Here is a 24282-nt window from a genome sequence, read left to right on the forward strand (position 1 = left end):
ACGGGCGGCAGGCCGAGCCGCACCCTCTTTCCCACCCACCCGGGCCCCCACCTCTCCGGCCTTCCGTGAGCAGACAGCGCCGTCCGCCCCACCCTCCTCGCGCCGCCGCGCCTGTCGAATGAGAGGCGACCCACATGCCGCTTCACGTGCCCCCTGCCCCCGCGCCCGCACTGCGCTCCGTCCTCACCGCCCTCGGTTCCCCCACCGCGGTCCGTGAGGCCCCGACCCCCTCCCTGCGTGCCGCGCAGGGACCAGCGACACCGGAACTCCCGCTGCCCGTCCACGTGCTGGACCGGATCACCGCGGAAGGCCTGTCCGCCACCCGGCTGGCCGGCTGGCGCTTCCTGATCCGGTGCGGCGACCGCGCGGTGGCCGCGGCCGAGACCATGCTCACCCCCGACGGCTGGGCCTTCTCGCACTTCTTCGAAGGCCCGTACGTCGCCTCCACCGAACGTGCCCTGGAACAGGCCGAGGCGTTGCAACAGCCTTACCAGGCACGCCTGTTGTCCGTGCCCGGGCTGTACATGCTCACCCTGTGGCTGCACGGTGACTGCTCCGGCGACGGCGCCGAGGGCCATCCGGCCGCCACGGACCTGCTCGTACCGCTGGCACCGGCGCCGCCCGGCATTCCGACGCACCGTCCCTTCCGGGTCGCCGAGTTGCTGCCGGTACTCACCCATCGGGCGACTCCTCTCCCGTTGCTCGGTTCACCTGCCTGACCCGACGTCCGCGTACCCCGCTGCCCGGAAGGGAAGCGGGGTACCGCCATGTCGGGCACCCCACCGACCGGACTAGTCCCATCCGGCCAGTGCGAACCACCCGAAGTGACAGTGCACTTGGACTGAACCGTCCGCGCGGGTGACGCGTCATGAACTGGTGAGAAGCGGTGCCGTGAAATCCCTGCGGAACGACGCCCAGAGGACAACACTGGTTTCCGACCGACTCACCATCACGGGGGACGGACATGATCACGACAGAGCGAGAGATCCCGCCCATGTGCCAGCACCAGCCGCCGTGCCCGCCAGCCGAATCCGCCGACCGGGAATCCGCCCGCCTCGTGGCGCATCACCCGGAGCAGGGGTGGAGCCTGCTGTGCAACGGCGTCCTGCTTTTCGAGGACACGGGCGAGCTGCTGCCCGACGGCCGCATCATCGCCCCGCACCGCCCGCTCGGTGCGGACCAGGTGATGACCGCCGCCTGAGGACGGCGCAGTGACGCGAGGGGCCGGCCGCACACACGGGGTGCGCACCGGCCCCGACGCGTGCCGGGCAGCGGCTGCGAGCCGTGACCGGGCGCTGGCGCAGCGCTGCGGACCGGTGGGCACGGGGCGTTCGGGGACGGCCTGCCGCAGCGGGGAGATCCGCGCGATCACGGCCGCCACGCCCCCCGCCGCACCCCCGCTCACCTCCAGGTCGTAGTGAGGGGCCTCGTCCAGGCGCGCGGACAGCCCCGCCCGGGGATGAGGGGATCGCCGTAGGTCCGCCTGCTCGCCTCCCCGAGGCGATCGAACGTTTCGGCAGGCTCGCCGGGTTTCCGAGGGGACAGGGTCTTGGCGGGAGCGTCGGAGCCGTCCGGCTGGTCGAATCGGCGAAGCGGGGGTGGGATGGAAGAGAGCAGGGACCTTGCAGGCGGGCGCGTCCGCGGGTGTCATCCCGCCGGTGCCCGTGCGGAACGGTGGAGTCATGTCCGGTGACGACGGCTCGGCGGTCGCGCGAGTGGTGGTCGGAGTGAGCGGATCCCTGGGCAGCGTCACGGCCCTGCGGCGGGCCACCGCGCTGGCCCGCCGGGTGGGAGCCGAGCTGTGGCCCGTGCTGGCCTGGGAACCGCCCGGCGGTGACTCCGCCGCCCGGCGCTCCCCCGCCGCCGGCCTGCTGGTCGAGGAGTGGCAGCGGCTGGCCAAGCAGCGGCTGGCCTCGGTGCTCGACGAGATCTTCGGCACGGAGGGCCCCGGCGTGCCGATGCACGCCCTCGTCGTCCGCGGCGCCCCGGGCCGGGCGCTGGTGGCGACCGCGGACCGGGAGGACGACGTCCTGGTCGTGGGCGCGGGGCGGCGCGGGCTGCAGCGGGCCTTCTCCGGCCGGGTCTCCCGGCACTGCCTGGGCCACGCGGTCTGCCCGGTCCTGGCGGTCCCCCCGTCCCCGCTCCAGTCCGAACTGCTGTCCGTCCACCGGCGCAACACGTGGCATCTGCGCATGGACACCCGGGGGTTGTGAGGCGCCGGACCGGTCGCCCGGCCCCGGGGGGCGCTGCGGTCCCGTCAAGAACCGGACCCGCGCCGTCAGGGCACCGTCAAGGAGGGGACGCGGCAGGCTTTCGGCGGTCTACCGTCTCTCTCATGGAGCACCGCAACGACACCCGCCCGCAGACGGCCGGCTCGTCCCCGTCCCGCGCCGGGACCGCGGTCTGCGACCGCAGCTGGAAGCGGGACGTACGCAGTTCGGTCCGGTGCGCCGCTGCACTGTTCGGGCTGCTTCTGGGCGCCGACCGGGCGGCCGGCACGCTGACCTGGTGGCACGGTGCGCTGTGGCTCCTGCTGGCCCTGCTGCTGCTCCTGGTCCTGTTCCCGGCGCGCGTGTCGGCCGGCCCCGGCTGGCTGGCCACCCGCCGCCTGCTGCGCACCCGCCGGGTCCGCACCGATCTCCTCGTCGCGGTGCGCCCGGTGGACGGTGTGTCCCAGCGCCTGGTGCTGCGCGACGCGCTCGGCAACCGGATCGAGATCGACCCGGAGGTCCTGATCCGCAACCCGGACCTGTGGTACCGGCTCGACGAGGGCGCCCGCCGCTCGGAGGCCGCCGGCACTCTGCTGTCCGGCACGACCGCACTGCACCGCCTGGCCCGCCGGCTGGACAGCGAGACGGCACGCGGCGTGTTCCGGGCATCGGGGCTGGAGTAGCGGGGCGCGTCCGGACGCCGGGACCCGGCGCGCGGATGCCCCGCAGGCCACGAAGACCGTCACCGGGCGCCGACTGCGGTGACCCGACGCGTCCGGGCGCCGAGAGCCTAGGCGAGAAGGAGCCACCGTGCTCCCGTGGGCAGGCGCTCCGGCGTCGTAGGCGATGACGCTCGGTGGCCGGAGTCCATCGGCCGCGTGCCCGGCCCCCTGCCCGCTCATCCGCCGCGTCCCCGCCCCGCGCGACCGCTCCGGCCTCCCCTTCTTCCTGCGGACCCGCCGCTCTCAGGCCATTCTTAACGCAAGCTTGACGCCTCCCGGCCCCCGATCCATGGGCCCAGGTATCACGCTCTGCTTACGCTGGTGCCGCCGTCCGCGTGATGGCCCGAAAGAGCTGAGCCACACGTCAGGAGCACGCCGATGGCCACGACCGAACACCCTCCCAGTACCAGCCGCCTGCGCGCCTGGATGCTGGAGGGGCTGTCCGACATGGGCAAGGGCGGTGGCCAGCACACCGGACCGCACGCCGCGCCCGAGCCCGCGCACCAGGGGCAGCGCTGGTGGCGGGTGATGTGCCTGACCGGTGTCGACTACTTCTCCACCCTCGGCTACCAGCCCGGCATCGCGGCCCTGGCGGCCGGCCTGCTCTCGCCGGTGGCGACCATCGTGCTCGTCATCGTGACGCTGGCCGGCGCGCTGCCGGTCTACCGCCGGGTGGCCGAGGAGAGCCCGCGGGGCGAAGGCTCGATCGCGATGCTCGAACGGCTGCTGTCGTTCTGGCAGGGCAAGCTCTTCGTGCTCACCCTGCTGGGCTTCGCGGCGACCGACTTCCTGATCACCATCACCCTCTCCGCCGCCGACGCCTCCACCCACCTGGTGGAGAACCCGCATCTGACGGAAGCCCTCGACGGCAAGCAGATGCTGATCACGCTGATCCTCGTGGCGCTGCTCGGCGCGGTCTTCCTCAAGGGCTTCCTGGAGGCCGTCGGGGTCGCGGTCGCCCTGGTGGGCGTCTACCTCGTGCTCAACCTCGTGGTCGTGATCGTCGGCCTGTGGCACGTCGTCACCGCCGGGCACGTGATCACCGACTGGAGCAGCGCGCTGACCACGGAGCACGGGAACGTCTTCGTGATGATCGGCGTGGCGCTGATCGTCTTCCCGAAACTCGCCCTGGGCCTGTCCGGCTTCGAGACCGGTGTGGCCGTCATGCCGCACGTGCAGGGCGATCCCGACGACACCGAGGAGCGGCCCGCCGGCCGGATCAGGGACACCAAGAAGCTGCTGACCACCGCCGCCCTGATCATGAGCGGCTTCCTGATCACCACCAGTTTCATCACGACGCTGCTCATCCCCGAGAACGAGTTCAAGTCCGGCGGCCAGGCCAACGGCCGCGCGCTGGCCTACCTCGCGCACGAATACCTCGGCAACGCCTTCGGCACGGTGTACGACGTCTCGACCATCGCGATCCTCTGGTTCGCCGGTGCCTCCGCGATGGCCGGCCTGCTCAACCTCATGCCGCGCTACCTGCCCCGCTACGGCATGGCCCCGCACTGGGCGCGCGCCGTCCGCCCGATGGTCATCGTCTTCACGCTGATCGCCTTCCTGGTCACGTGGATCTTCGACGCCGACGTCGACGCACAGGGCGGCGCCTACGCCACCGGCGTGCTGGTACTGATCAGCTCCGCGGCGATCGCGGTGACCATCGCCGCCCACAAGGCGGCCCAGCGCGGCTGGACCGTCGCCTTCGCGATCATCTCCGTGGTGTTCCTGTACACGACCGTCGTGAACGTCATCGAGCGCCCCGACGGTGTGAAGATCGGTGCCTGCTTCATCGTCGGCATCATCCTGGTCTCGCTGCTGTCCCGACTGGCCCGCGCCTTCGAGCTGCGCGTGACCAGCGTGACCCTGGATCCGATGGCGGAACGATTCGTCAGGGATATGGCCAGCCGCAAGATCCGGTTCATCGCCAACGAGCCCGACCGGCGCGACAAGGCCGAGTACCGCGACAAGGTCGAGCAGATCCGGGCCGACAACGAACTGCCCGAGCAGGACGACTTCGTCTTCGTCGAGGTCACGGTCACGGACCCCTCCGAGTTCGAGGCCGGACTGACCGTACGCGGCGAGGTGCTGCACAACCGCTACCGCATCCTGACGCTCGAGTCCGCCTCCATCCCCAACGCCCTCGCCGCGCTCCTGCTGCACGTCCGGGACATGACGGGCTGCACCCCGCACATCTACTTCGAGTGGACCGAGGGCAGTCCGTTCGCCAACTTCCTCCGCTTCTTCCTCTTCGGCCAGGGCGAGGTCGCCCCCGTCACCCGGGAGGTGCTCCGCGAGGCGGAACCGGACCGGACACGCCGACCGCGCGTGCACACCGGCTGAGCCCGGCAGCCGGGAGGCGGGGGCACCGGCGACCCGCCCGGTCCGCCGACGACCCATCGCGTTGTACCCGACGGCCAACCCCAGGTCCACGGTTCCCGCCGCGGGGCCCTATCGTGACCGGCATGCAGTCCTACACGATCGGCCAGGCCGCACGGCTGCTCGGCGTCAGCCCGGACACCGCCCGCCGCTGGGCCGACGCCGGCCGGGTGACCACGCACCGCGACGAGTCCGGGCGGCGGCTCATCGACGGCCGGGACCTCGCCGCGTTCTCGGTCGAACTGGCCAAGGGCGGCGGCGGTGAGGAGGACGCCTCCCACACCTCCGTCCGCAACGCCTTCCCCGGCATCGTCACCGCGATCAAGCTCGGTGATGTCGCCGCCCAGGTGGAGATCCAGGCGGGCCCGCACCGGCTCGTCTCGCTGCTGACCCGGGAAGCCGTGGAGGAGCTGGGCCTGGAGGTCGGCATGGAGGCCACCGCCCGCGTGAAGTCCACCAACGTGCACATCGACCGCGTCTGACCCCACGCGCTCACCGGCACGGCAGGACCGCCCGCGGACCGAGCCGGCCGCGGCGGCACGCGACGGACGCACGGTTCACGCAGCAGCCGCCGACGCGGGGCCGGGTGCGGCCGGCGCCGCACCGCGCCGGTCCGGCGCCGCGCTCCGGACGGCCGGTCCGAAGCGGTAGCCCCCGTCCACCCGGATCGCCGTGATCCCGCCGCTGTGCCGGGCCCCGCAGCGGTCCTGCGGAAGCACCAGCTGGGGCCCGGCCTCGTCCAGGGGGGTGCCGTCGATGGTGACCCGCCACGCGCTGCTGTCCTGGGCCGAGACCGACCCGGACTTCGCCGACGCGCCCGTCCTGCTGGTCCTTGCGCCGGGCCGGGTCGAAGCCAGGGCCGGCGTCGGCCAGGACGTTGCCCCTGAGTGCCGTACAAACGCACATGCAAGCTACAAGTCACAAGTTCGCGGCTCATGCGATGCGACAGGAGACTTACACCTGGCAGATGCGGCAGTATCATCGCCGCACGGCCGATGCCCGGCCGTACCCAGGGCGCGACAGCTCTTCCACAGAACCCGAGGAGTAGATCCGTGATGACCCGTTCCGTGCGCCGGACCCGGCGGATGCTGCAACTGGCCGGTGCGGGAGCCGCCGCCCTGATGGCACTGAGCGCCTGCTCCTCCTCGTCGGACTCCAAGGACGCCTCCGGTTCTCCGGAGACGTCGGCGTCCACTTCCCCGAAGCTGTCCGGCACGGTCACCGTGTTCGCGGCGGCCTCCCTGAAGGAGAGCTTCACGACGCTGGGCAAGGAGTTCGAGCAGGCGCACCCCGGCACCGAGGTCAGCTTCAACTTCGGCGGCAGCGACACCCTCGCCGCGAGCATCACCAGCGGTGCCCCGGCGGACGTCTTCGCCGCCGCCAGCCCCAAGACGATGAAGATCGTGACGGACGAGCAGGACGCGGTCGGCACCCCGGCCACGTTCGTCCGCAACCAGCTGGAGATCGCCACCCTGCCGGGCAACCCCGACAAGGTGGCCTCCCTGAAGGACCTCACCAAGCCCGGCCTGAAGGTCGTCCTGTGCGACAAGGCGGTGCCGTGCGGCGCCGCCGCCCAGAAGGCCCTCGACGCCGCCGCCCTGAAGCTCACCCCGGTCTCCTACGAGGAGGACGTCAAGTCCGCCCTGAACAAGGTGGTGCTGAAGGAGGCCGACGCCGCGGTGGTCTACAAGACCGATGTGAAGGCGGCGGGCGGCACGGTGGAGGGCGTGGAGTTCCCCGAGTCGGCCAAGGCCGTCAACGACTACCCGATCGCCCTGCTGAAGGACTCCCGGAGCACCGCGGCGGCCAAGGCCTTCATCGAGCTGGTGCGGTCCGCCGAAGGCCAGAAGGTCCTGAGCGAGGCCGGGTTCCTCAAGCCGTGACCCCGCTCGACGAGCCCGGCGCCGCGACCGGTCCCCGCACGGACCGGCCGCGGCGTCGCCGCGTCGGCACCGGCGGCCGGCGGGGAGTGCCGCTGCCGCTGCTGCTGCCGGGCCTGCTGGCCATGGCCTTCCTGCTGCTGCCGCTGCTCGCGCTGCTCGTGCGCGCGCCCTGGCGCGGCCTGCCCGGCCGGCTGACCAGCACCGAGGTGTGGCAGGCGCTCCAGCTGTCCCTGATCAGCGCCACCGCGGCGACGGCCGTCAGCCTCGTCCTCGGGGTGCCGCTGGCCTGGCTGCTGGCCCGTACGGAGTTCCCCGGCCGCGGCCTGGTACGGGCGCTGGTCACCCTGCCGCTCGTCCTCCCGCCGGTCGTCGGCGGTGTGGCACTGCTCCTCGCACTGGGCCGTAACGGCGTCGTCGGCAAGTGGCTCGACGCCTGGTTCGGGATCACCCTGCCGTTCACCACCACCGGGGTCGTGATCGCGGAAGCGTTCGTGGCGATGCCGTTCCTGGTGATCAGCGTCGAGGGCACCCTGCGGGCCGCCGACGCGCGCTACGAGGAGGCGGCGGCCACGCTCGGCGCCTCCCGCTTCACCGCGTTCCGGCGGGTCACGCTGCCGCTGATCGCCCCCGGTGTCGCGGCCGGCTCGGTGCTGGCCTGGGCCCGGGCACTCGGCGAGTTCGGCGCGACGATCACCTTCGCGGGCAACTTCCCCGGCCGCACCCAGACCATGCCCCTCGCGGTCTACCTCGCCCTGCAGAACGACCCCGAGGCCGCCATCTCCCTCAGCCTGGTGCTGCTGGCCGTGTCGATCACGGTCCTCGCGGCGCTCCGGGACCGCTGGATGACGACATCATGACAACAAACGACGACACGACACCGCCCTCCCACCCCACGGCCACGAACGCCGCCCCACCCGGGGGAACGACACCCGCACCGGCCGGCAGCGCCGCCCCCTCGCACGCCCCGACGGCGCCCACGCCCCCGCACCACCACCCCCCGGCCACCGGTCTCGACGCCCGCCTCGTCGTCGACCGCACCGGCTCTCGTGACCACGCCGGATTCCGTCTGGACGTCACCCTGACGGCCGCCCCCGGGGACGTCGTCGCCCTCCTCGGCCCCAACGGCGCCGGCAAGACCACAGCCCTGCGCGCCCTCGCCGGCCTCACCCCGCTCACGGACGGCCACCTCCGCCTGGACGGTGCCTCGCTGGAACACACGCCCCCGGAGTCCCGCCCGGTCGGCGTCGTCTTCCAGGACTACCTGCTCTTCCCCCACCTCTCCGCCCTGGACAACGTCGCCTTCGGCCCCCGCTGCCGGGGCGCGGGCAAGGCCGAGGCCCGTACCCAGGCGGCGGCGTGGCTGGAGCGCATGGGTCTCACCGACCACGCGGGCACCAAGCCGCGCCGTCTCTCCGGCGGCCAGGCCCAGCGCGTGGCCCTCGCCCGCGCCCTGGCCACCCGTCCCCGCCTGCTGCTCCTGGACGAGCCGCTGGCGGCCCTGGACGCCCGTACCCGCCTGGAGGTCCGCGCCCAGCTGCGCCGCCACCTGGCGGCGTTCGAGGCGGTCTCGGTCCTGGTCACCCACGATCCGCTGGACGCCATGGTGCTCGCGGACCGGCTGGTGGTCGTCGAGCACGGCCGGGTGGTCCAGGAGGGCACCCCCGCCGACATCGCCCGGCACCCCCGCACGGACTACATCGCCCGGCTCGTCGGCCTCAACCTCTACCGGGGCCGGGCCGCGGGACACACGGTGCGGCTGGACGCGGGGCCGGCGATCACCACCACGGAGGAGCTGTACGGCCCGGTCTTCGTGGCGTTCCCGCCGTCCTCCGTGACCCTGTTCCGGGACCGGCCCACCGGGGCCAGCGCCCGCAACCTGTGGCGCTGCGAGGTCGCCGGCCTGGAGACGCACGGCGACCAGATCCGCGCCGGACTCACCGGGGAGCTGCCCCTCGCGGCCGACCTCACGACGGTCGCCGCCGCCGAACTGGACCTGCATCCGGGTGCATCGGTCTGGGCGACGGTCAAGGCGACGCAGACCCACGCATACCCGGCCTGATCGGACCGGCGCTCTACGGTGGGTGCCCATGACCCTGAGCATCCGCAACCAGCTCCCCGGCACCGTCACCGAGGTCCACCCCGGCGAGGTCATGGCCACCGTCAAGGTCCGCCTGGACGGCGGCCCGCAGCTCACGGCCGCCATCACCCTGGAGGCCACCGAGCAGCTCGCCCTCGCCCCCGGCACGCCCGTCCACGCTCTGGTGAAGTCGACCGAGGTCTCCCTCGCCACCCAGCGGGTCGAGGGCCTGTCGATCCGCAACCAGCTGCCCGGCACCATCACCCAGCTCACCACCGGCGAGGCCATGGCGTCCGTGAAGATCTCCGTCGCCGGCGGCCGGATCACCGCCGTGATCACGAAGGACGCGGTCGGCGACCTCGGCCTGTTCGTGGGTTCCGACGTCATCGCCCTGATCAAGGCGACCGAGGTGTCCCTGGCGACGGCCTAGGAACAAGTGAGACGTCCTGGCGACGGCCCGGGCACAAGTGAGACGTCCCGGCGACGGCCCAGGAACGAGTGAGACGTCCCGGCGACGGCCCGGGAACGGGTGAGGGCCCCGTCCGTGTCGCGGACGGGGCCCTCACCTTCGTTCACTCAGTCCTCGTAGGCGTCCAGGGGCGGGCAGGAGCACACCAGGTTGCGGTCGCCGAAGGCCTGGTCGATACGGCGCACCGGCGGCCAGTACTTGTCGGCGGCCGAGACACCGGCCGGGAAGACGGCCTCCTCGCGGCTGTAGGCGTGCGCCCACTCACCGCCGAGCGCGGCGGCGGTGTGCGGGGCGTTCCCCAGCGGGTTGTCCTCGGCGGGCCACTGCCCGGAACCGACCTTCTCGATCTCCGCGCGGATGGCGATCATCGCGTCGCAGAACCGGTCCAGCTCGTTGAGGTCCTCGGACTCGGTCGGCTCGATCATCAGCGTGCCGGCCACCGGGAAGGACATGGTCGGCGCGTGGAAGCCGTAGTCGATCAGGCGCTTGGCCACGTCGTCCACGCTCACGCCGGTCGCCTTGGTCAGCGGGCGCAGGTCGATGATGCACTCGTGCGCGACCAGACCGCCGGGGCCGGTGTAGAGCACCGGGTAGTGCGGCTCCAGGCGCTTGGCGACGTAGTTCGCGGAGAGCACGGCCACCTGCGTGGCCCGCTTCAGGCCCTCGCCGCCCATCAGCCGGACGTACGCCCACGAGATGGGCAGGATGCCCGCGCTGCCCCAGGGGGCCGCCGAGATCGGGCCGACGCCCGTCTCCGGGCCGGCCTCGGGCTGCAGCGGGTGGTTCGGGAGGTACGGCGCCAGGTGCTCGCGGACCGCGACCGGACCGACGCCGGGGCCGCCGCCGCCGTGCGGGATGCAGAAGGTCTTGTGCAGGTTCAGGTGGGAGACGTCACCGCCGAAGTGGCCGGGCTTGGCGAGGCCGACGAGCGCGTTGAGGTTGGCGCCGTCGACGTAGACCTGTCCGCCGGCCTCGTGGACCTGGGCGCAGATGTCGGCGACGTGCTCCTCGAACACACCGTGCGTCGACGGGTAGGTGATCATCAGCACCGCCAGCTCGTCGCGGTACTGCTCGATCTTGGCGCGCAGGTCCTCGACGTCGATCTCGCCGTCCTCGGCGGTCTTGACGACGACGACCTTCATGCCGGCCATCACGGCGCTGGCCGCGTTGGTGCCGTGCGCGGAGGAGGGGATCAGGCAGACGGTGCGCTGCTCGTCGCCGTTGGCACGGTGGTAGCCGCGTACGGCGAGCAGACCGGCCAGCTCGCCCTGCGAACCGGCGTTCGGCTGGAGGGAGACCTTGTCGTAGCCGGTGACCTCGGCGAGGCGGTCCTCCAGCTCGTGGATGAGCGTGAGGTAGCCCTGCGCCTGCTCGGCCGGGGCGAAGGGGTGCAGCTGGCCGAACTCGGGCCAGGTGACCGGCTCCATCTCCGTGGTCGCGTTGAGCTTCATGGTGCAGGAGCCCAGCGGGATCATGCCGCGGTCGAGCGCGTAGTCACGGTCGGCCAGCTTGCGCAGGTAGCGCAGCATCGCGGTCTCGGAACGGTGCTGCTGGAAGACCGGGTGGGTGAGGTAGGCGTCGGTGCGCAGCAGCGCCGCGGGCAGGGTGTCCTCGGCGGTCGCGTCCAGCGCCTCGATGTCGGCCTGCGCGCCGAAGGCGGACCAGACGGCGCTCAGCTGGGCGCGGCCGGTGGTCTCGTCGCAGGCCGCGGAGACATGGTCGGCGTCGACCAGACGCAGGTTGACCCCGTTCTCCCGGGCGGCGGCGACGACCTCGGCGGCCTTGCCGGGCACGCGCGCGGTGACGGTGTCGAAGAACGCGCCGTTGACGATCTCGACACCGGCGGCCGTCAGGCCCGCGGCGAGGATCGTCGCGTACCGGTGCGTGCGCCGGGCGATGGTCTGCAGGCCCTCGGGCCCGTGGTAGACGGCGTACATGCCGGCCATCACGGCGAGCAGCACCTGCGCGGTACAGATGTTGCTGGTCGCCTTCTCCCGGCGGATGTGCTGCTCACGGGTCTGCAGCGCGAGCCGGTACGCCTTGTTGCCGTCGGCGTCGACGGAGACGCCGACGAGACGGCCGGGGAGGCTGCGCGCGAACTTCTCGTGCACGGCCATGTAGCCGGCGTGCGGTCCGCCGAAGCCCATCGGCACACCGAAGCGCTGGGTGGTGCCCACCGCGATGTCCGCGCCCAGCTCGCCCGGCGAGGTCAGCAGGGTCAGCGCGAGCAGGTCCGCGGCGACCGTGACCAGCGCGCCCAGCTCGTGCGCCTGCTCGATGACGGGCTTGATGTCCCGTACGGCACCGGAGGCGCCCGGGTACTGGATCAGCACGCCGTTGATCTCACGCTCGGCGACCTCGGCCGGGATGCCCTCGCTGAGGTCGGCGACGACGACCTCGACACCGGTCGGCTCGGCACGGGTCTCGATCACGGCGATCGTCTGCGGCAGCGCGTCCGCGTCGATCAGGAACAGACCCTTCTTGTTCTTGCCCATGCGCCGGGACAGCGCCATCGCCTCGGCGGCGGCCGTGCCCTCGTCCAGCAGGGAGGCGCCGGAGGTGGGCAGACCGGTCAGCTCCGCGACCATCGTCTGGAAGTTCAGCAGGGCCTCCAGACGGCCCTGGGAGATCTCCGGCTGGTACGGCGTGTAGGCCGTGTACCAGGCCGGGTTCTCCATGACGTTGCGCAGGATGACGGGCGGGGTGAAGGTGCCGTGGTAGCCCAGGCCGATCATGGAGCCGAGGACCTGGTTGCGGTCGGCCAGCGAGCGCAGCTCGGCGAGCACCTCCGCCTCGGTACGCGCGCCCGGCAGGTCCAGGGCATCGGCGTTCTTGATCACATCCGGGACCGCGGCGGCGGTCAGCTCGTCGAGCGAGCCGTAGCCGACCTGCGCGAGCATCTTGGCCCGCGCCTCCTGGTCGGGTCCGATGTGGCGCTGCTCGAACGGGATGCCGGCTTCGAGCTCGGAGAGCGGAATGCGATGGGCGGTCATTGCGGAGGCCTCCTGGTCTGACGCGACCTTCGAGGGGCACCACGGCATGGGTACCCCGACGGCCTCCCCCTCTGTCATCTCAACCTGAGAGCTTCACCGGGCGCCCGGGGACGCCGGCTTTCACCGTCGGTGAGGGCGGAAGCCGTCGACATCCGCCCTGCTTTCCAGAGTGACCTCGTCCGTGCGGTACGTGGGCCTGAGAGATTCCGGGGAGGATTTGCTCCTTCGGCGCCTCCGAGGTGGTCGGAGGACTCTCCCGCACGGGGTCAGCAGCCGCTGTCAGGGTACCAGCGAGGTCAACGCCGGGGCCTTCGAGTGGCCGCCCGCTTGAATGTGCTCTTTTGTAGTGCTTACGGATGAGTTGCGACCAAGTGGAGGGAGAGGGGCCGTGCAGACCGACATCGATCCGCGCAACCTGATCGGCCGCAAGGCGTTCGACCGCGATGGCACCAAGATCGGCACCATCGACGAGGTGTACCTCGACGACGCGACCGGTGTACCCGAGTGGGCGGCCATACGCACCGGCTTGTTCTCCCGGGACGCCTTCGTCCCCCTGGAGCCCAGCGAGCTGGTCGAGGGCACCCTGCGCGTCCCCTTCGAACGCGCCCTCATCAGGGACGCCCCCGATTTCGGCGTGGGTCGTCACCTCTCCCCCGAACAGGAACTCCAGCTCTACCACCACTACGGCCTCGACGTGACCGCACCCCCCAAGGTCCCGGACCGCGACTTCGGCAAACTCGCGGGCTCGGAGGAACCCTGAGCGCTGCCCCTCCACTCGCTCCGGCCCCGCCCCACACCCCGCATCCCTCCGACTGCCCCACCCGCCTCCTCCTCCACATTCGCCCCACGGACATCGCCCCACCCTTCCGCCCCGGGCCGCGCCTCGGCCGTCACCGCCCCACGGGCTGAACCTCGCCCGCCCCTCGCCCTTCGCCCCCGGTCACCTTCCGGGGGCGAACCTCAACCGCCCCCCGCCCCCACGGCCCCGGGCCGGACCTCGCCCCCCTGGTCCACATCCTCAGGTGTCGCGGGCCGGGCGTCCGCCGAGGCCGCCGGGGTCCGGGGCGTAGCCGCGTGGCGGTCACTGGAGGGAGATCCCCGGCGGTCACTGCCGGGCGGCCGGTCGAGACGGGTGGCCGGGTGGGCGAGGTCGGTTCCCGCGACCAACGGCAACGGCTCGGCGGACTCCAGCCCGGGATCGGCGACGAAGAACGTCCGCACCCGCCCCGGAGGGGACTGCGGCGTCTCGAACCGCACGGTGACCCGCCCCAGCCCGCTCCCCTGCACCCACCCGTGCCCGTACTCGGCGTGCCGCACGTCCTGCCCGGCCCGCCACTGCCGCTCCACCGGCTCCGGCCGCTCCGCGACGGCCTCGACCGCCGCCTGCTCCGGCTCCACCGTCGCAGGCACCGGCATGGCCTGCGCGAACAGGTCCTCCTGCGTGTAGTCGGCGAGCCCGGACACCCCCACCCCGAGCAGCCGCACCCCGCCCGTGGTGTCCACGGAATCCAGCAACCGCGCCGCCGCCTCCCGGACGACCGCGGGGTCGTCCGTGGGCCCTCTGAGCGTCTCGGAGCGGGTCAGGGTGGAGAAGTCGTACCGCCGCACCTTGAGCACGATCGTCCGCCCGGACAGCCCCGCCCCGCGCAGCCGCCCCACGCACCGGTCGGCCAGCCGCTGCACCTCCAGGCCGACCCGCAGCCGGTCATGGATGTCCACGTCGTACGTGTCCTCCACCGACACCGACTTGGTCTCCCGCTCGGCCACCACGGGCCGGTCGTCCCGGGCCAGGGCCATGGCGTACAGACCGTGCCCGTGCGCCTTCCCGACCAGCCGGACCAGTTCGTCCTCGCCCGCCTCGGCCAGCTCCTCGACCGTGGTGATCCCGGCCCTGCGCAGATGGTCCCCGGTGGCCGGCCCCACCCCCGGCAGGGTGCGCACCGACATCGGCCCCAGCAGCGCCCGCTCGGTCCCCGGTTCGATCAGCACCAGGCCGTCCGGCTTGGCCTGCTCGGAGGCGATCTTCGCGAGCATCTTGGACGCGGCGAGCCCCACCGATCCGGTCAGCCCGGTGGCCGCCCGGATGTCCGCGCGCAGCTTCTCTCCCGCCAGTCGCGCCGACTCCTCGTCCCGGGCCACTCCGCCCGCTTCCAGGTCCACGAACGCCTCGTCCAGGCTGAGCGGCTCGACCAGCGGCGACAGCTCCCGCAACAGCGCCATCACCTGGTCGCTGATCGCCCGGTACAGAGTGAAGCGCGGCACCAGGTAGGCCGCGTTGGGGGCCAGCCGGCGCGCCTGTGCCATCGGCATCGCCGAGTGCACGCCGAACACCCGTGCCTCGTACGACGCGGTGGCCACCACCCCGCGCGGTCCGAGGCCGCCCACGACGACCGCCTTCCCGCGCAGGCTCGGCTTGGATGCCTGCTCCACCGAGGCGAAGAAGGCATCCATGTCGAGATGCAGGATCGTGGGCGCGTTTCTCACATCTCCGATGCTGCACCACGGCACTGACAACGCGGTGGTGCCGGAGGCCCCTCGCGGGAGGTCCGGCGGTCAGACCGCCCGGTTGCGGCGCCGCGCCAGCTCGTCCGCGGGGTTGTGCCCGACGAGGGTCTCGCCGGTGTCGATGCGCTCGCCGTGCAGCTGGGAGAGGGCGCTTTCCACGTCTCGCCACACCACGCCGACGGCGATGCCGAAGATGCCCTGACCGCCCTGGAGCAAGGCGTGGACCTCGTCCGGCGAGCTGCACTCGTACACGGTGGCGCCGTCGCTCATCAGGGTCATCCGCTCCAGATCGCGGAAACCGCGTTCCCTGAGGTGCTGCACGGCCGTGCGGATGTTCTGCAGCGACACCCCGGTGTCCAGGAACCGCTTCACGATCTTCAGGACGACGACGTCCCGGAAGCTGTACAGACGCTGGGTGCCGGACCCGTGGGCGGGCCGCACACTGGGCTCGACCAGGCCGGTGCGGGCCCAGTAGTCGAGCTGCCGGTAGGTGATGCCGGCTGCCGCGCAGGCCGTGGGCCCGCGGTAGCCGATCTCCTCGGACGTCATGGCCGCCACCCCTCCGCCGTTCGGCACCGCCGTCGGCAGCTGCGGAGCGTGTTCCACCGCGCTGCCGGCATGGGCATGTCCCCCGCCTGAGCGCAGCCGCGAGCTCGGGGGCGGGTACGGACCGCTCTCCCCGAAACCGGGGGCACCCCCAGCCGTACCGTCGCCGCTGGTTCTCACGCCGACCTCCGTCCTTGACCTGCCTTCTCGACGGTAGGCAGTCACCAGGGGTGCGTCAACGATCGCCACACTCGGCACGCCGAGTGATAATCACCCTAGGAGTGGTTTCCCGTGCCCCACCGCGGGGAAAGGCTAGCCGAATGCGCTCGCGAGAGGCCGTAGGACGCTCTCACCGGCCGGAGGCAATTGCCGGGTCGCCGGCCGCACGGAGCCGCCGACGGCCCGCATGAAACCCCCGCCCCGGAGGGCCGGCTGCGCGTCTCACTGGCTGCTGGTGCCGAAGTCCTCCGGCGAGATCTGGTCGAGGAACTCGCGGAACTTCTCCACCTCGTCCTCCTGCTCGTCCGGGATGGCGATGCCCGCGTCGTCCAGCACCGTGTCACTGCCGTAGATCGGCGTTCCGGTGCGCAGGGCCAGCGCTATGGCATCGGAGGGGCGAGCGCTGACCTCGACCCCACTGGCGAACACCAGCTCCGCGTAGAAGACCCCTTCCCGCAGATCGGTGATACGCACTTCGGTCAGCTCCTGGCCGACAGCCTCCAGCACGTCCTTGAAAAGGTCGTGGGTCAGCGGTCGCGCGGGGGCCATGCCCTGCTGGGCGAAAGCGATCGCCGTCGCCTCCCCCGGCCCGATCCAGATGGGGAGGTAACGGTCGCCCCCCACTTCGCGCAGGAGCACGATCGGTTGGTTGGAGGGCATTTCGACCCGGACACCTACGACATCGAGCTCGTTCACACAGCAACCCTAGGCCGTGCCCGGGACGTTTGGGTAGTCGGGCCGGGAACAGGTGCCCGATCCGGCCGCTCCCGAGCCCGCCGGCTCAGGGAAGCCGCACGCCGAGAGCGGTCTTCACCAGGGCGGCGTGCAACTTCACCGTGAGGGCCGCCAGCTCCTTCGTACGGGCCTCGGCGTGTGCCCTGGTCTGTGGATTGCGGTGACGCTTGAGCGGGGCCACCACCTGGTCCACCAGACCGGCCTCCCGGTCGGCGGCGGCCTTCATCACCCGCAGATGGCGCGGCTCGATCCCGAACCGGCCCAGCTCGGCGACGAGCGCGGCCACGGTGACGGCCTCGGCGTCGTACGCCCCGTCCTCCAGGGGAGCGATGAGCCCGTAGGACTCCCACTCCTGCAGCTCGCCCTCGTCGATGTCCGCGGCGGCCAGCAGCTCGGCCTTGCCGACTCTGGCCACCGTGGGCACCTCCAGGGGCGCCGGCACGTCGTCCGGGGTGCGCTGACGCCCGACCAGGGGCAGCGGGGCCGCCTCGCCCCGCTCCACGGCGTCCAGGTGCTCGCGGATCACCTTGAGCGGCAGATAGTGGTCCCGCTGCATCCGCAGGACGTGACCGAGGCGCTCGACGTCCCGGGCGCTGAACTTGCGGTACCCCGAGGGGGTCCGCTGCGGCTCGATGAGCCCCTCCGACTCCAGGAAGCGAATCTTGGAAATGGTGACTTCGGGGAACTCGTCGCGCAGCACGTTCAGCACCGTGCCGATGCTCATCAGGCCACTGTCCCTGGCGGCGGTACCGCTTCCGGCACCGCCGCTCGGTGTTTGAAGCATGGACCTTCCCTGGGAGTCCCCCCGGACGTCGGTCCGGGGCGGGTCAGATGCCCTGCCGGCTCGCGTAGAACACCAGCCGGTACTTGCCGATCTGCACCTCGTCACCGTTCGACAGAGCGACCTGGTCGATACGCTCGCGGTTGACGTACGTGCCGTTCAGGCTGCCCACGTCGGCCACCGTGAAGGAGCCGTCAGGGGAACGCCGGAACTCCACGTGCCGCCGGGAGACCGTCACGTCGTCCAGGAAGATGTCGCTCTGCGGATGACGGCCGGCCGTGGTCAGGTCGCTGTCCAGCAGGAAGCGGCTGCCCGAGTTCGGACCCCGGCGGACCACCAGCAGCGCCGAGCCCAGCGGCAGCGCGTCCACCGCGGCCTGGGCCTCGGGAGACAGCATCGGCACCGCGGTCTGCCCGGTCACCTCGGAGTCGTAGGCCTCCAGACCGGAGATCGAGATCGTGGACGTCGTCTCGGAGGCCCGCTCGGGCGCCACACCGGGACGCAGCGGCGCACCACAGTTGGAACAGAACCGGGCGTTCTCCGCATTGCGGTTACCGCACCTCGTACACACCAGGACCGACATCGACGGATCCTCCTGCCGCGGCTGCCCCGCCGGGGCGTTGGACGCGTACGGGTCGGAGGAAAACCCTCCACCCGTACCTGAGGTTGACGGTTGCCCGAAACCTATGCCGCCGGACTGGGCAGGGTCAACTGACGCCGCGCCCTGACCTCCGGAAATGTCACCGCCCGGACCAGCGACCTGGTCCCGGAACAGCGGGCGCTGGCCCTCCGCGTCAGGCTGTGCGCGATGGCGAGCGGTCGCGTTGTCGCTACCCTCTCGCGCGCTCTTGCCGAACAACTTCGCAAACAACTTCACGGGCGATTCCCCTTGACCGAAACAGACCCGCCCGTGGGGCAGGACGAACCCTGATTGCCTACACCGGCCGAGCCGGACATTCTCACAACGTCCGTAACCACCAGACAGTTTCCACCACGCGCCACCCCTTCGGTGCGCCGACCCCCCGCAACCTCATGCCCCTGCCGGACGACCACCATGCACCGCCGGTTCACCGGGAGGACGACCGAGCGTAGTCAGGCCGCTTCGCCTGTCGCAAGGCGTCCACGATGATCTTGTCCGACCGCTCGACATTCACCGTGGCCTGCTCCTTCTCCAGAGTCTGCACCACGCCTCCAGGAATGTTCAGCGCCGGCTCGAGGTCCTGCGGCTTGCCGATGACCTTGAAACGATAGGGGGCGTTGATCTTGTTCCCGTCGACGCTCACACTCTTGCCGGAGTCGGTGAAGTAGGTGCCGGCGACCACCCGCACCCCGTTGACCTGGATCGCCTCAGCGCCGGCCGCGCGCAGCTCCTGGATCGCGTCGAGCAGCATGTCCGCCTGGACCGTCCCCTTCGTGTCCTCGATCGTCATGGTGATGCCGGGACCCTGCGCCGCCACGGTGCCCGCGAGGATACCGAGTTGTCTCTCCTTCTCGGCGGTCTGCCTGCGCGCCTCCGCGGCCTGGTCGGAGCTGGTCTGCAGCTCCGACCGCTGCTTTTCGAGTCCCTGCTTCTCGTCCTCAAGACGCTGCGTACGCGAATCCAGTTCATCGAGGATGCGTACAAGATCTTCCTGGCGTGCGCCGCGCAGCGCGCTGTCGGTGTCGCTGTTGGACGCCACCTGCACGGCCAGGCCGAAGCCGAGACCGAACAGCAGCAGCGCCACGATGAGTTGGGCCCGGGTGAAACGCGGCGGCCACAGGCCCTTGACGAGCCGCTGGCGGCCCGTCAGCGGCTGCTCGGACTGCTGCTCCTCGGCCGCCTGCCCGGCCGCGGGCACGGGCGCGGGCACCTCGGCCGGCAGTTCCCTGCGCAGCCGGTTCTCGGGCTGATCGTTCCGACCGTTCCGGTCGCTCTGCTCGCTCATGGTTGTCACGCCCGGAAGACGTGCCGCCGGATCGCCGCGGCGTTGGAGAAGATACGGATACCGAGAACCACGACGACCCCCGTGGACAGCTGCGCGCCCACGCCCAACTTGTCGCCCAGGAAGACGATGAGGGCGGCGACGACGACGTTCGACAGGAACGACACCACGAAGACCTTGTCGTCGAAGATGCCGTCCAGCATGGCCCGCAGGCCGCCGAAGACGGCGTCCAGCGCCGCGACGACGGCGATCGGCAGATACGGCTCGACGACCGCCGGAACCTCGGGCCGGACCAACAGGCCGGCCACGACTCCCACGACGAGGCCCAGTACGGCGATCACGATGTGCCCTTCTCGGTCTTCTCGGACTTCGGCTGTGCTGTGCGTACGATCACACTGGGGGCGGCGGGCAACCGGACGTCGCCTTCCGTGGAGAGGGTGGCGCGAATGCCGTAGTTCTCCTCCAGGGCATGCAGATACAGGCCGTCGGCGCCGTTCTGGAACCTGGTGCTCAGCCTGTCCCCGTCCCCCACCGCCAGCACCGTGTACGGCGGCACCAGCGGCCTGTTGTCGACCAGTATCGCGTCACCCGCGGCCCTGATCGCGGACAGGGCGGTCAGCCGCTGCCCGTTGATGGAGATCGCCTCCGCCCCGGAGGCCCACAGTCCGTTGACCACACGCTGCATGTCGCGGTCGCGCACCCGGCCGGTGTCGGAGAAACCCGAGGTCTCCCGGGGGTTGGCGCCGTCCCCGCCGCTGCTGGCCGCTTTGGCGTCGTTCACGACGAGTTTCACACCGGGGCCGTGCACCGCGGTGGCACCCGACAGCACGCCGGCCAGGTCCGCCTCGGCGCTGCCACCGCTCGACTTCAGGGCCGCCCGCTGGCGCGCGCTGACGTCGTCGCGCAGCTCGTCGACGGCGCTCTCCAGCTTGTCCGCGTCCGCCGTCTCGCTGTCGATGCGATCGATCAGCTCCTGGCGCTCCTTGGCCACCACCGGCGCCGACACGCGCGCCTGGGCCGCTCCCACGGTCACGACCAGCGCCGCGAGGACGAGTCCGGCGGCCAGGACCAGCTTGGCCCGCAGCGTCTTCGGCAGACCGCCCTCGCCCTGTGACTGCTTCCGGGCGGCCGCTTCGGCATACCCGTCGTCGAGGCTGTGGTCCATGACGTTGGTGATCAACGACATGGAGGCGTCCGGGCGCTGCGGCCGCGTGGGGCTGCTCCGAACGGGGGGTTGCTGCGGCATGCCGCACATCGTCGCATGTCGCGACCACTACCTCCGAACGGCCCCACCGGCGTGCCGGACAGGCCCCCTTGGGGACACTTGTCCGGCACGCGCGCGTGCAGCGGCTTTTGCCGTCCCGAGCCGCCGGGCGCCGTCCGCCCGGGGACGCCGCTCCGACGTCCCCGGGGGCCGTTTTCGTTCCGCCGTTACCGGCCGGCGCTGTCCACCACGGCCGCCCACTCGTCCAGCAGCGCCTGCGCGGAGGCGTCGTCGGGCCCCTCCGCCCACAGATGGGTGACGGCCTCGGCCGGGTCGGGCAGCACCATCACCCAGCGCCCGTCGGTCTCCACGACCCGCACACCGTCGGTCGTGTCGACAAAGCGGTCTCCGGCGGCCTCGACCACCCGCCGCATCACGAGACCCTTGACGGCCCACGGCGTGGCCAGGTCCCGCTTGAGGACGTGCGCCCGCGGAATCCGGGCGTCGATCTGGCTCAGGGTGAGCTGGGTCCGCGCGACCAGCCCGATGAGCCGCACGAAGGCCGCGGTGCCGTCGTACACGCTGCTGAACTCGGGGACGATGAAGCCGCCCTTGCCGTCACCGCCGAAGATGGTCCCCTCTTCACCGCCGACGCGCGTGAGGTCGTCCGGCGACGTGGTGGTCCACTCCACCTGGGTGCCGTGGTAGGCGGCCACCTGCTCGGCGATCCGGGTCGTGGTGACCGGCAGCGCCACCCGCCCGCTGCGCCGCTCGGCCGCCACCAGGTCCAGCATGACCAGCAGCGCCCGGTCGTCCTCGATGATGCGGCCCTTCTCGTCCACGAGCGACAGCCGCTCGCCGACGGGGTCGAACCGCACACCGAAGGCGGCGCCGGAGGAAGCCACGATCTCCCCGAGCCGCACCAGTCCGTTGCGCCGCATCTCGCCCGTCTCCGTCGGCCGGGACTCGTCGAGACCGGGGTTGATGGTCAGCGAGTCCACACCGAGCTTGCCGAGCAGGCTGGGCAGCACGAGTCCGGCACTGCCGTTCGAGGCGTCGACGACGACCTTGAGACCGGATTCCGCTATCCCGGTCGTGTCGACGTTCCGCAGCAGCGATCCGGTGTACGAGTCGAAGACGCTGGCCGGGAAGTACAGGTCGCCGATCTCGCCGGGGAAGGCCCGCCGGTACTCCTGACGAGCGAAGACACGGTCCAGCTTGCGCTGGCTGCCCTGCGAGAGGTCCGCGCCCTGTCCGTCGAAGAACATGATGTCGACCGAGTCCGGGACCCCCGGTGAGGTCCGGATCATGATGCCGCCGGCGCTGCCTCTCGCGGTCTGCTGCCGGGCCACGGGCAGCGGCACGTTCTCCAGGTCGCGTACGTCGATGGCGCTGGCCTGGAGCGCGGAGATCACTGCTCGCTTGAGCGCCCGGGCGCCCCGGGAGTGGTCTCGGGCGGTGGTGACGGTGGACCCCTTCTTCAGGGTCGTGGCGTAGGCACCCGCGAGTCGCACCGCCAGCTCGGGTGTGATCTCCACGTTCAGGATGCCGGTGACGCCTCGGGCGCCGAACAGATGCGCCTGTCCCCGGGACTCCCAGATCACCGACGTGTTGACGAAGGCACCCGCCTCGATGGTCTTGAACGGGTACACGCGGACGTTGCCCTGAACGATCGATTCCTCGCCGATCAGGCACTCGTCACCGATGACCGCGCCGTCCTCGATCCGCGCGGCGCGCATGATGTCGGTGTTCTTGCCGACGACACAGCCGCGCAGATTGCTGTGCTGCCCGACGTAGACGTTGTCGTGCACGACGGCCCTGTGCAGGAAGGCGCCGCTCTTGACGACGACGTTCGAGCCCACGACGGTGTGCTCGCGGATCTCGGCGCCGGCTTCGACCTTCGCGTAGTCGCCGATGTACAGCGGCCCGCGCAGCACCGCGTCGGGGTGCACTTCGGCGCCCTCGGCCACCCACACGCCGGGGGAGATCTCGAAGCCGTCGATGTCGACGTTGACCTTGCCTTCGAGGACGTCCGCCTGGGCCTTCACATAGCTCTCGTGCGTGCCCACGTCCTCCCAGTAGCCCTCGGCGACGTAGCCGTAGATGGGCTTGCCTTCCTTCATCAGCTGCGGGAAGACGTCGCCGGACCAGTCGACGGGCACATCGGGCTCGACGTAGTTGAAGACCTCGGGCTCCATGACGTAGATGCCCGTGTTGACCGTGTCGGAGAAGACCTGTCCCCAGGTCGGCTTCTCCAGGAAGCGTTCGACCTTGCCTTCCTCGTCGACGATGGTGATGCCGAACTCCAGCGGGTTGGGGACGCGGGTCAGGCAGACCGTGACCAGCGCGCCCTTCTCCTTGTGGAAATTGATCAGCTCGGTGAGGTCGAAGTCGGTCAGGGCATCACCGGAGATGACGAGGAAAGCATCGTCCTTCAACGCCTCTTCGGCGTTCTTGACGCTTCCGGCGGTACCGAGTGGCTTCTCCTCATTGGCATAGGTGAGCTCCATGCCGAGCTCTTCGCCGTCACCGAAGTAGTTCTTGACGAGCGATGCCAGGAACTGCACGGTGACGACGGTCTCGTTGAGCCCGTGCCTTTTGAGCAGCCGTAGCACGTGCTCCATGATCGGTCGGTTGACCACGGGCAGGAGCGGCTTGGGCATGCTTGAGGTCATGGGGCGCAGGCGGGTGCCTTCGCCCCCGGCCATCACGACGGCCTTCATGTCGGAAGCGTCCTCCTCCAAGAGACGACGGTCTAGCCGACTTCACCCGTCCAGATTGTCCCGCACTTTTCCACCGCGGGCCATCGAGGCGTTAAGTCTGGACAATCGCCAGGGCTCAATCGGCCATGGCGTCCGCACGAACCAATCGGCGGACTTGTACCACGTAGAGCACTCCTGCCCACCAATAGAGGGTTGTACCCCATCCGGCGAACGCCCATCCGAAAATGGCAGCGAGTGTCGCGATCCAGCCGTGTCCGTCGCTGAGGAGCAGGAGCGGGAAGGCGTACATCAGGTTGAAGGTGGCGGCCTTCCCGAGGAAGTTCACCTGGGGCGGCGGATACCCGTGCCGGCGGAGGATGCCCACCATCACCAGGAGGACCAGTTCTCGTGCCAGGAGCGCGGCGGTCAGCCAGATCGGCAGGATCTCTCGCCAGGTGAGTCCGACCAGGGTGGAAAGCACGTAGAGGCGGTCGGCGGCGGGGTCGAGGAGCCGGCCGAGGCTGCTGATCTGATTCCAGCGCCGGGCGAGCTTGCCGTCGAGATAGTCGCTGATCCCGCTCAGGGCCAGGATGAGGAGGGCCCAGCCATCGCTCTGCGGGCCGCCGAACTCCGGCCTGAGGATCAACCACAGGAAGAGGGGTACGCCGACGAGCCGTGCCATGCTGAGGATGTTGGGGATGGTGAGGACCCGGTCTGTCTGGACACGGGTCTCCTGGACCTCCACCCGGGGGCCTCCTGTGCGAAATGAGCCAACGATGCCCCCTGACCTTACCTCAACGCAAAAAAGCTCCGGCTCTTGGGCAGTGCCCAAGAGCCGGAGCTTCAAAAGGAGTTCGGCGGCGTCCTACTCTCCCACAGGGTCCCCCCTGCAGTACCATCGGCGCTGTGAGGCTTAGCTTCCGGGTTCGGTATGTAAC

22 protein-coding genes, 1 rRNA gene, 1 pseudogene and 1 riboswitch are annotated in these 24282 nt (G+C 71.1%); of the genes and pseudogenes, 11 read left to right on the forward strand and 13 right to left on the reverse strand.

Annotated features, from left to right (window positions below):
• Positions 1-134: 134 nt before the first annotated feature.
• The 6 genes from ACZ7KF_RS38770 (at position 135) to ACZ7KF_RS38795 (ending at position 5790) form a co-directional block, all read left to right on the forward strand.
• Positions 135-719 (forward strand): hypothetical protein, encoded by a 585-nt coding sequence (locus ACZ7KF_RS38770; protein WP_471086434.1) that lies wholly within the window; start codon positions 135-137, stop codon positions 717-719.
• 275 nt (positions 720-994) lie between these two features.
• Positions 995-1201: a DUF5999 family protein gene (locus ACZ7KF_RS38775; protein WP_059248121.1), complete on the forward strand. Its 207-nt coding sequence runs from the start codon at positions 995-997 to the stop codon at positions 1199-1201.
• Positions 1202-1682: 481 nt separating this feature from the next.
• The gene (locus ACZ7KF_RS38780) at positions 1683-2213 is read left to right on the forward strand and encodes a universal stress protein (protein ID WP_471086436.1); all 531 of its coding nucleotides are present in this window, start codon (positions 1683-1685) and stop codon (positions 2211-2213) included.
• Between the two features lie 122 nt (positions 2214-2335).
• The gene (locus tag ACZ7KF_RS38785) at positions 2336-2893 is read left to right on the forward strand and encodes a hypothetical protein (protein WP_471086438.1); all 558 of its coding nucleotides are present in this window, start codon (positions 2336-2338) and stop codon (positions 2891-2893) included.
• Positions 2894-3310: 417 nt separating this feature from the next.
• A complete protein-coding gene (locus ACZ7KF_RS38790) occupies positions 3311-5272 on the forward strand; it encodes an APC family permease (RefSeq protein WP_471086441.1) in 1962 nt (653 codons plus the stop codon).
• A 122-nt stretch (positions 5273-5394) separates the two neighbouring features.
• The gene (locus tag ACZ7KF_RS38795; RefSeq protein ID WP_397642786.1) at positions 5395-5790 is read left to right on the forward strand and encodes a molybdopterin-binding protein; all 396 of its coding nucleotides are present in this window, start codon (positions 5395-5397) and stop codon (positions 5788-5790) included.
• A gap of 75 nt (positions 5791-5865) precedes the next feature.
• On the opposite strand, the pseudogene ACZ7KF_RS38800 reads toward ACZ7KF_RS38795, so the two are convergent.
• A pseudogene (locus ACZ7KF_RS38800) lies at positions 5866-6072 on the reverse strand (hypothetical protein); the annotation flags it as partial.
• Positions 6073-6363: 291 nt separating this feature from the next.
• On the opposite strand from ACZ7KF_RS38800, the gene modA reads away from it, so the two are divergent.
• From modA to ACZ7KF_RS38820, 4 genes are read left to right on the forward strand one after another with little or no spacing between them, the layout of a single operon-like run.
• A complete protein-coding gene (gene modA, locus ACZ7KF_RS38805; RefSeq protein ID WP_471086444.1) occupies positions 6364-7191 on the forward strand; it encodes a molybdate ABC transporter substrate-binding protein in 828 nt (275 codons plus the stop codon).
• Entirely contained in the window at positions 7188-8048 is an 861-nt protein-coding gene (gene modB / locus ACZ7KF_RS38810) for a molybdate ABC transporter permease subunit (protein ID WP_471086447.1), read from the forward strand. The genes modA and modB overlap by 4 nt, the downstream gene beginning before the upstream one ends.
• Positions 8045-9250: an ABC transporter ATP-binding protein gene (locus tag ACZ7KF_RS38815; protein WP_471086450.1), complete on the forward strand. Its 1206-nt coding sequence runs from the start codon at positions 8045-8047 to the stop codon at positions 9248-9250. The genes modB and ACZ7KF_RS38815 overlap by 4 nt, the downstream gene beginning before the upstream one ends.
• Before the next feature lie 28 nt (positions 9251-9278).
• A complete protein-coding gene (locus tag ACZ7KF_RS38820) occupies positions 9279-9698 on the forward strand; it encodes a TOBE domain-containing protein (RefSeq protein ID WP_471086453.1) in 420 nt (139 codons plus the stop codon).
• Between the two features lie 146 nt (positions 9699-9844).
• Here the strand turns inward: ACZ7KF_RS38820 and gcvP are convergent, their stop codons facing one another.
• Positions 9845-12730 carry an aminomethyl-transferring glycine dehydrogenase gene (gene gcvP, locus ACZ7KF_RS38825; protein WP_471086456.1) on the reverse strand — a complete coding sequence of 962 codons (2886 nt, stop codon included), beginning with the start codon at positions 12728-12730 and terminating at the stop codon, positions 9845-9847.
• Positions 12731-12904: 174 nt separating this feature from the next.
• Positions 12905-12999, reverse strand: a riboswitch (glycine riboswitch).
• Between the two features lie 119 nt (positions 13000-13118).
• Between gcvP and ACZ7KF_RS38830 the strand changes: the two genes are divergently transcribed.
• Complete coding sequence (locus ACZ7KF_RS38830; protein WP_471086459.1) at positions 13119-13490, forward strand: PRC-barrel domain-containing protein; 372 nt, start codon at positions 13119-13121, stop codon at positions 13488-13490.
• A 200-nt stretch (positions 13491-13690) separates the two neighbouring features.
• Here the strand turns inward: ACZ7KF_RS38830 and ACZ7KF_RS38835 are convergent, their stop codons facing one another.
• The 11 genes from ACZ7KF_RS38835 to rrf all read right to left on the reverse strand — a co-directional run.
• Positions 13691-15214 carry a DNA polymerase IV gene (locus ACZ7KF_RS38835; protein WP_471086462.1) on the reverse strand — a complete coding sequence of 508 codons (1524 nt, stop codon included), beginning with the start codon at positions 15212-15214 and terminating at the stop codon, positions 13691-13693.
• A gap of 69 nt (positions 15215-15283) precedes the next feature.
• Positions 15284-15961 carry a MerR family transcriptional regulator gene (locus tag ACZ7KF_RS38840; RefSeq protein WP_471086465.1) on the reverse strand — a complete coding sequence of 226 codons (678 nt, stop codon included), beginning with the start codon at positions 15959-15961 and terminating at the stop codon, positions 15284-15286.
• A 261-nt stretch (positions 15962-16222) separates the two neighbouring features.
• Positions 16223-16696, reverse strand: a complete 474-nt coding sequence (locus ACZ7KF_RS38845; RefSeq protein ID WP_026253112.1) for a bifunctional nuclease family protein — start codon at positions 16694-16696, stop codon at positions 16223-16225.
• A gap of 85 nt (positions 16697-16781) precedes the next feature.
• Positions 16782-17519 (reverse strand): transcriptional regulator FtsR, encoded by a 738-nt coding sequence (gene ftsR, locus ACZ7KF_RS38850; RefSeq protein WP_471086468.1) that lies wholly within the window; start codon positions 17517-17519, stop codon positions 16782-16784.
• Between the two features lie 43 nt (positions 17520-17562).
• Positions 17563-18393 carry an FHA domain-containing protein gene (locus ACZ7KF_RS38855; RefSeq protein ID WP_471086471.1) on the reverse strand — a complete coding sequence of 277 codons (831 nt, stop codon included), beginning with the start codon at positions 18391-18393 and terminating at the stop codon, positions 17563-17565.
• 190 nt (positions 18394-18583) lie between these two features.
• Positions 18584-19441, reverse strand: a complete 858-nt coding sequence (locus ACZ7KF_RS38860; RefSeq protein ID WP_471086473.1) for a DUF881 domain-containing protein — start codon at positions 19439-19441, stop codon at positions 18584-18586.
• 5 nt (positions 19442-19446) lie between these two features.
• On the reverse strand, positions 19447-19779 hold the full coding sequence (locus ACZ7KF_RS38865) for a small basic family protein (protein WP_003988855.1): 333 nt from the start codon (positions 19777-19779) through the stop codon (positions 19447-19449).
• Positions 19776-20684 (reverse strand): DUF881 domain-containing protein, encoded by a 909-nt coding sequence (locus ACZ7KF_RS38870; RefSeq protein WP_471086476.1) that lies wholly within the window; start codon positions 20682-20684, stop codon positions 19776-19778. The genes ACZ7KF_RS38865 and ACZ7KF_RS38870 overlap by 4 nt, the downstream gene beginning before the upstream one ends.
• A gap of 185 nt (positions 20685-20869) precedes the next feature.
• On the reverse strand, positions 20870-23365 hold the full coding sequence (locus tag ACZ7KF_RS38875) for a sugar phosphate nucleotidyltransferase (RefSeq protein ID WP_471086479.1): 2496 nt from the start codon (positions 23363-23365) through the stop codon (positions 20870-20872).
• 115 nt (positions 23366-23480) lie between these two features.
• Positions 23481-24089 (reverse strand): CDP-alcohol phosphatidyltransferase family protein, encoded by a 609-nt coding sequence (locus ACZ7KF_RS38880; RefSeq protein ID WP_471086482.1) that lies wholly within the window; start codon positions 24087-24089, stop codon positions 23481-23483.
• 107 nt (positions 24090-24196) lie between these two features.
• A 5S ribosomal RNA gene (gene rrf / locus ACZ7KF_RS38885) occupies positions 24197-24282 on the reverse strand; the annotation flags it as partial.

Source organism: Streptomyces sp. NPDC038200 (genome assembly GCF_055600785.1).

What these genes read in the sequence shown, in the direction of transcription:
- ACZ7KF_RS38770 (WP_471086434.1), top strand. Translation starts at nt 135, where the DNA reads ATGCCGCTTCACGTGCCCCCTGCCCCCGCGCCCGCACTGCGCTCCGTC.
- ACZ7KF_RS38775 (WP_059248121.1), top strand. Translation starts at nt 995, where the DNA reads ATGTGCCAGCACCAGCCGCCGTGCCCGCCAGCCGAATCCGCCGACCGG.
- ACZ7KF_RS38780 (WP_471086436.1), top strand. Translation starts at nt 1,683, where the DNA reads ATGTCCGGTGACGACGGCTCGGCGGTCGCGCGAGTGGTGGTCGGAGTG.
- ACZ7KF_RS38785 (WP_471086438.1), top strand. Translation starts at nt 2,336, where the DNA reads ATGGAGCACCGCAACGACACCCGCCCGCAGACGGCCGGCTCGTCCCCG.
- ACZ7KF_RS38790 (WP_471086441.1), top strand. Translation starts at nt 3,311, where the DNA reads ATGGCCACGACCGAACACCCTCCCAGTACCAGCCGCCTGCGCGCCTGG.
- ACZ7KF_RS38795 (WP_397642786.1), top strand. Translation starts at nt 5,395, where the DNA reads ATGCAGTCCTACACGATCGGCCAGGCCGCACGGCTGCTCGGCGTCAGC.
- modA (WP_471086444.1), top strand. Translation starts at nt 6,364, where the DNA reads ATGACCCGTTCCGTGCGCCGGACCCGGCGGATGCTGCAACTGGCCGGT.
- ACZ7KF_RS38815 (WP_471086450.1), top strand. Translation starts at nt 8,045, where the DNA reads ATGACAACAAACGACGACACGACACCGCCCTCCCACCCCACGGCCACG.
- ACZ7KF_RS38820 (WP_471086453.1), top strand. Translation starts at nt 9,279, where the DNA reads ATGACCCTGAGCATCCGCAACCAGCTCCCCGGCACCGTCACCGAGGTC.
- gcvP (WP_471086456.1), bottom strand. Translation starts at nt 12,730, where the DNA reads ATGACCGCCCATCGCATTCCGCTCTCCGAGCTCGAAGCCGGCATCCCG.
- ftsR (WP_471086468.1), bottom strand. Translation starts at nt 17,519, where the DNA reads ATGCTTCAAACACCGAGCGGCGGTGCCGGAAGCGGTACCGCCGCCAGG.
- ACZ7KF_RS38860 (WP_471086473.1), bottom strand. Translation starts at nt 19,441, where the DNA reads ATGAGCGAGCAGAGCGACCGGAACGGTCGGAACGATCAGCCCGAGAAC.
- ACZ7KF_RS38870 (WP_471086476.1), bottom strand. Translation starts at nt 20,684, where the DNA reads ATGCCGCAGCAACCCCCCGTTCGGAGCAGCCCCACGCGGCCGCAGCGC.
- ACZ7KF_RS38875 (WP_471086479.1), bottom strand. Translation starts at nt 23,365, where the DNA reads ATGAAGGCCGTCGTGATGGCCGGGGGCGAAGGCACCCGCCTGCGCCCC.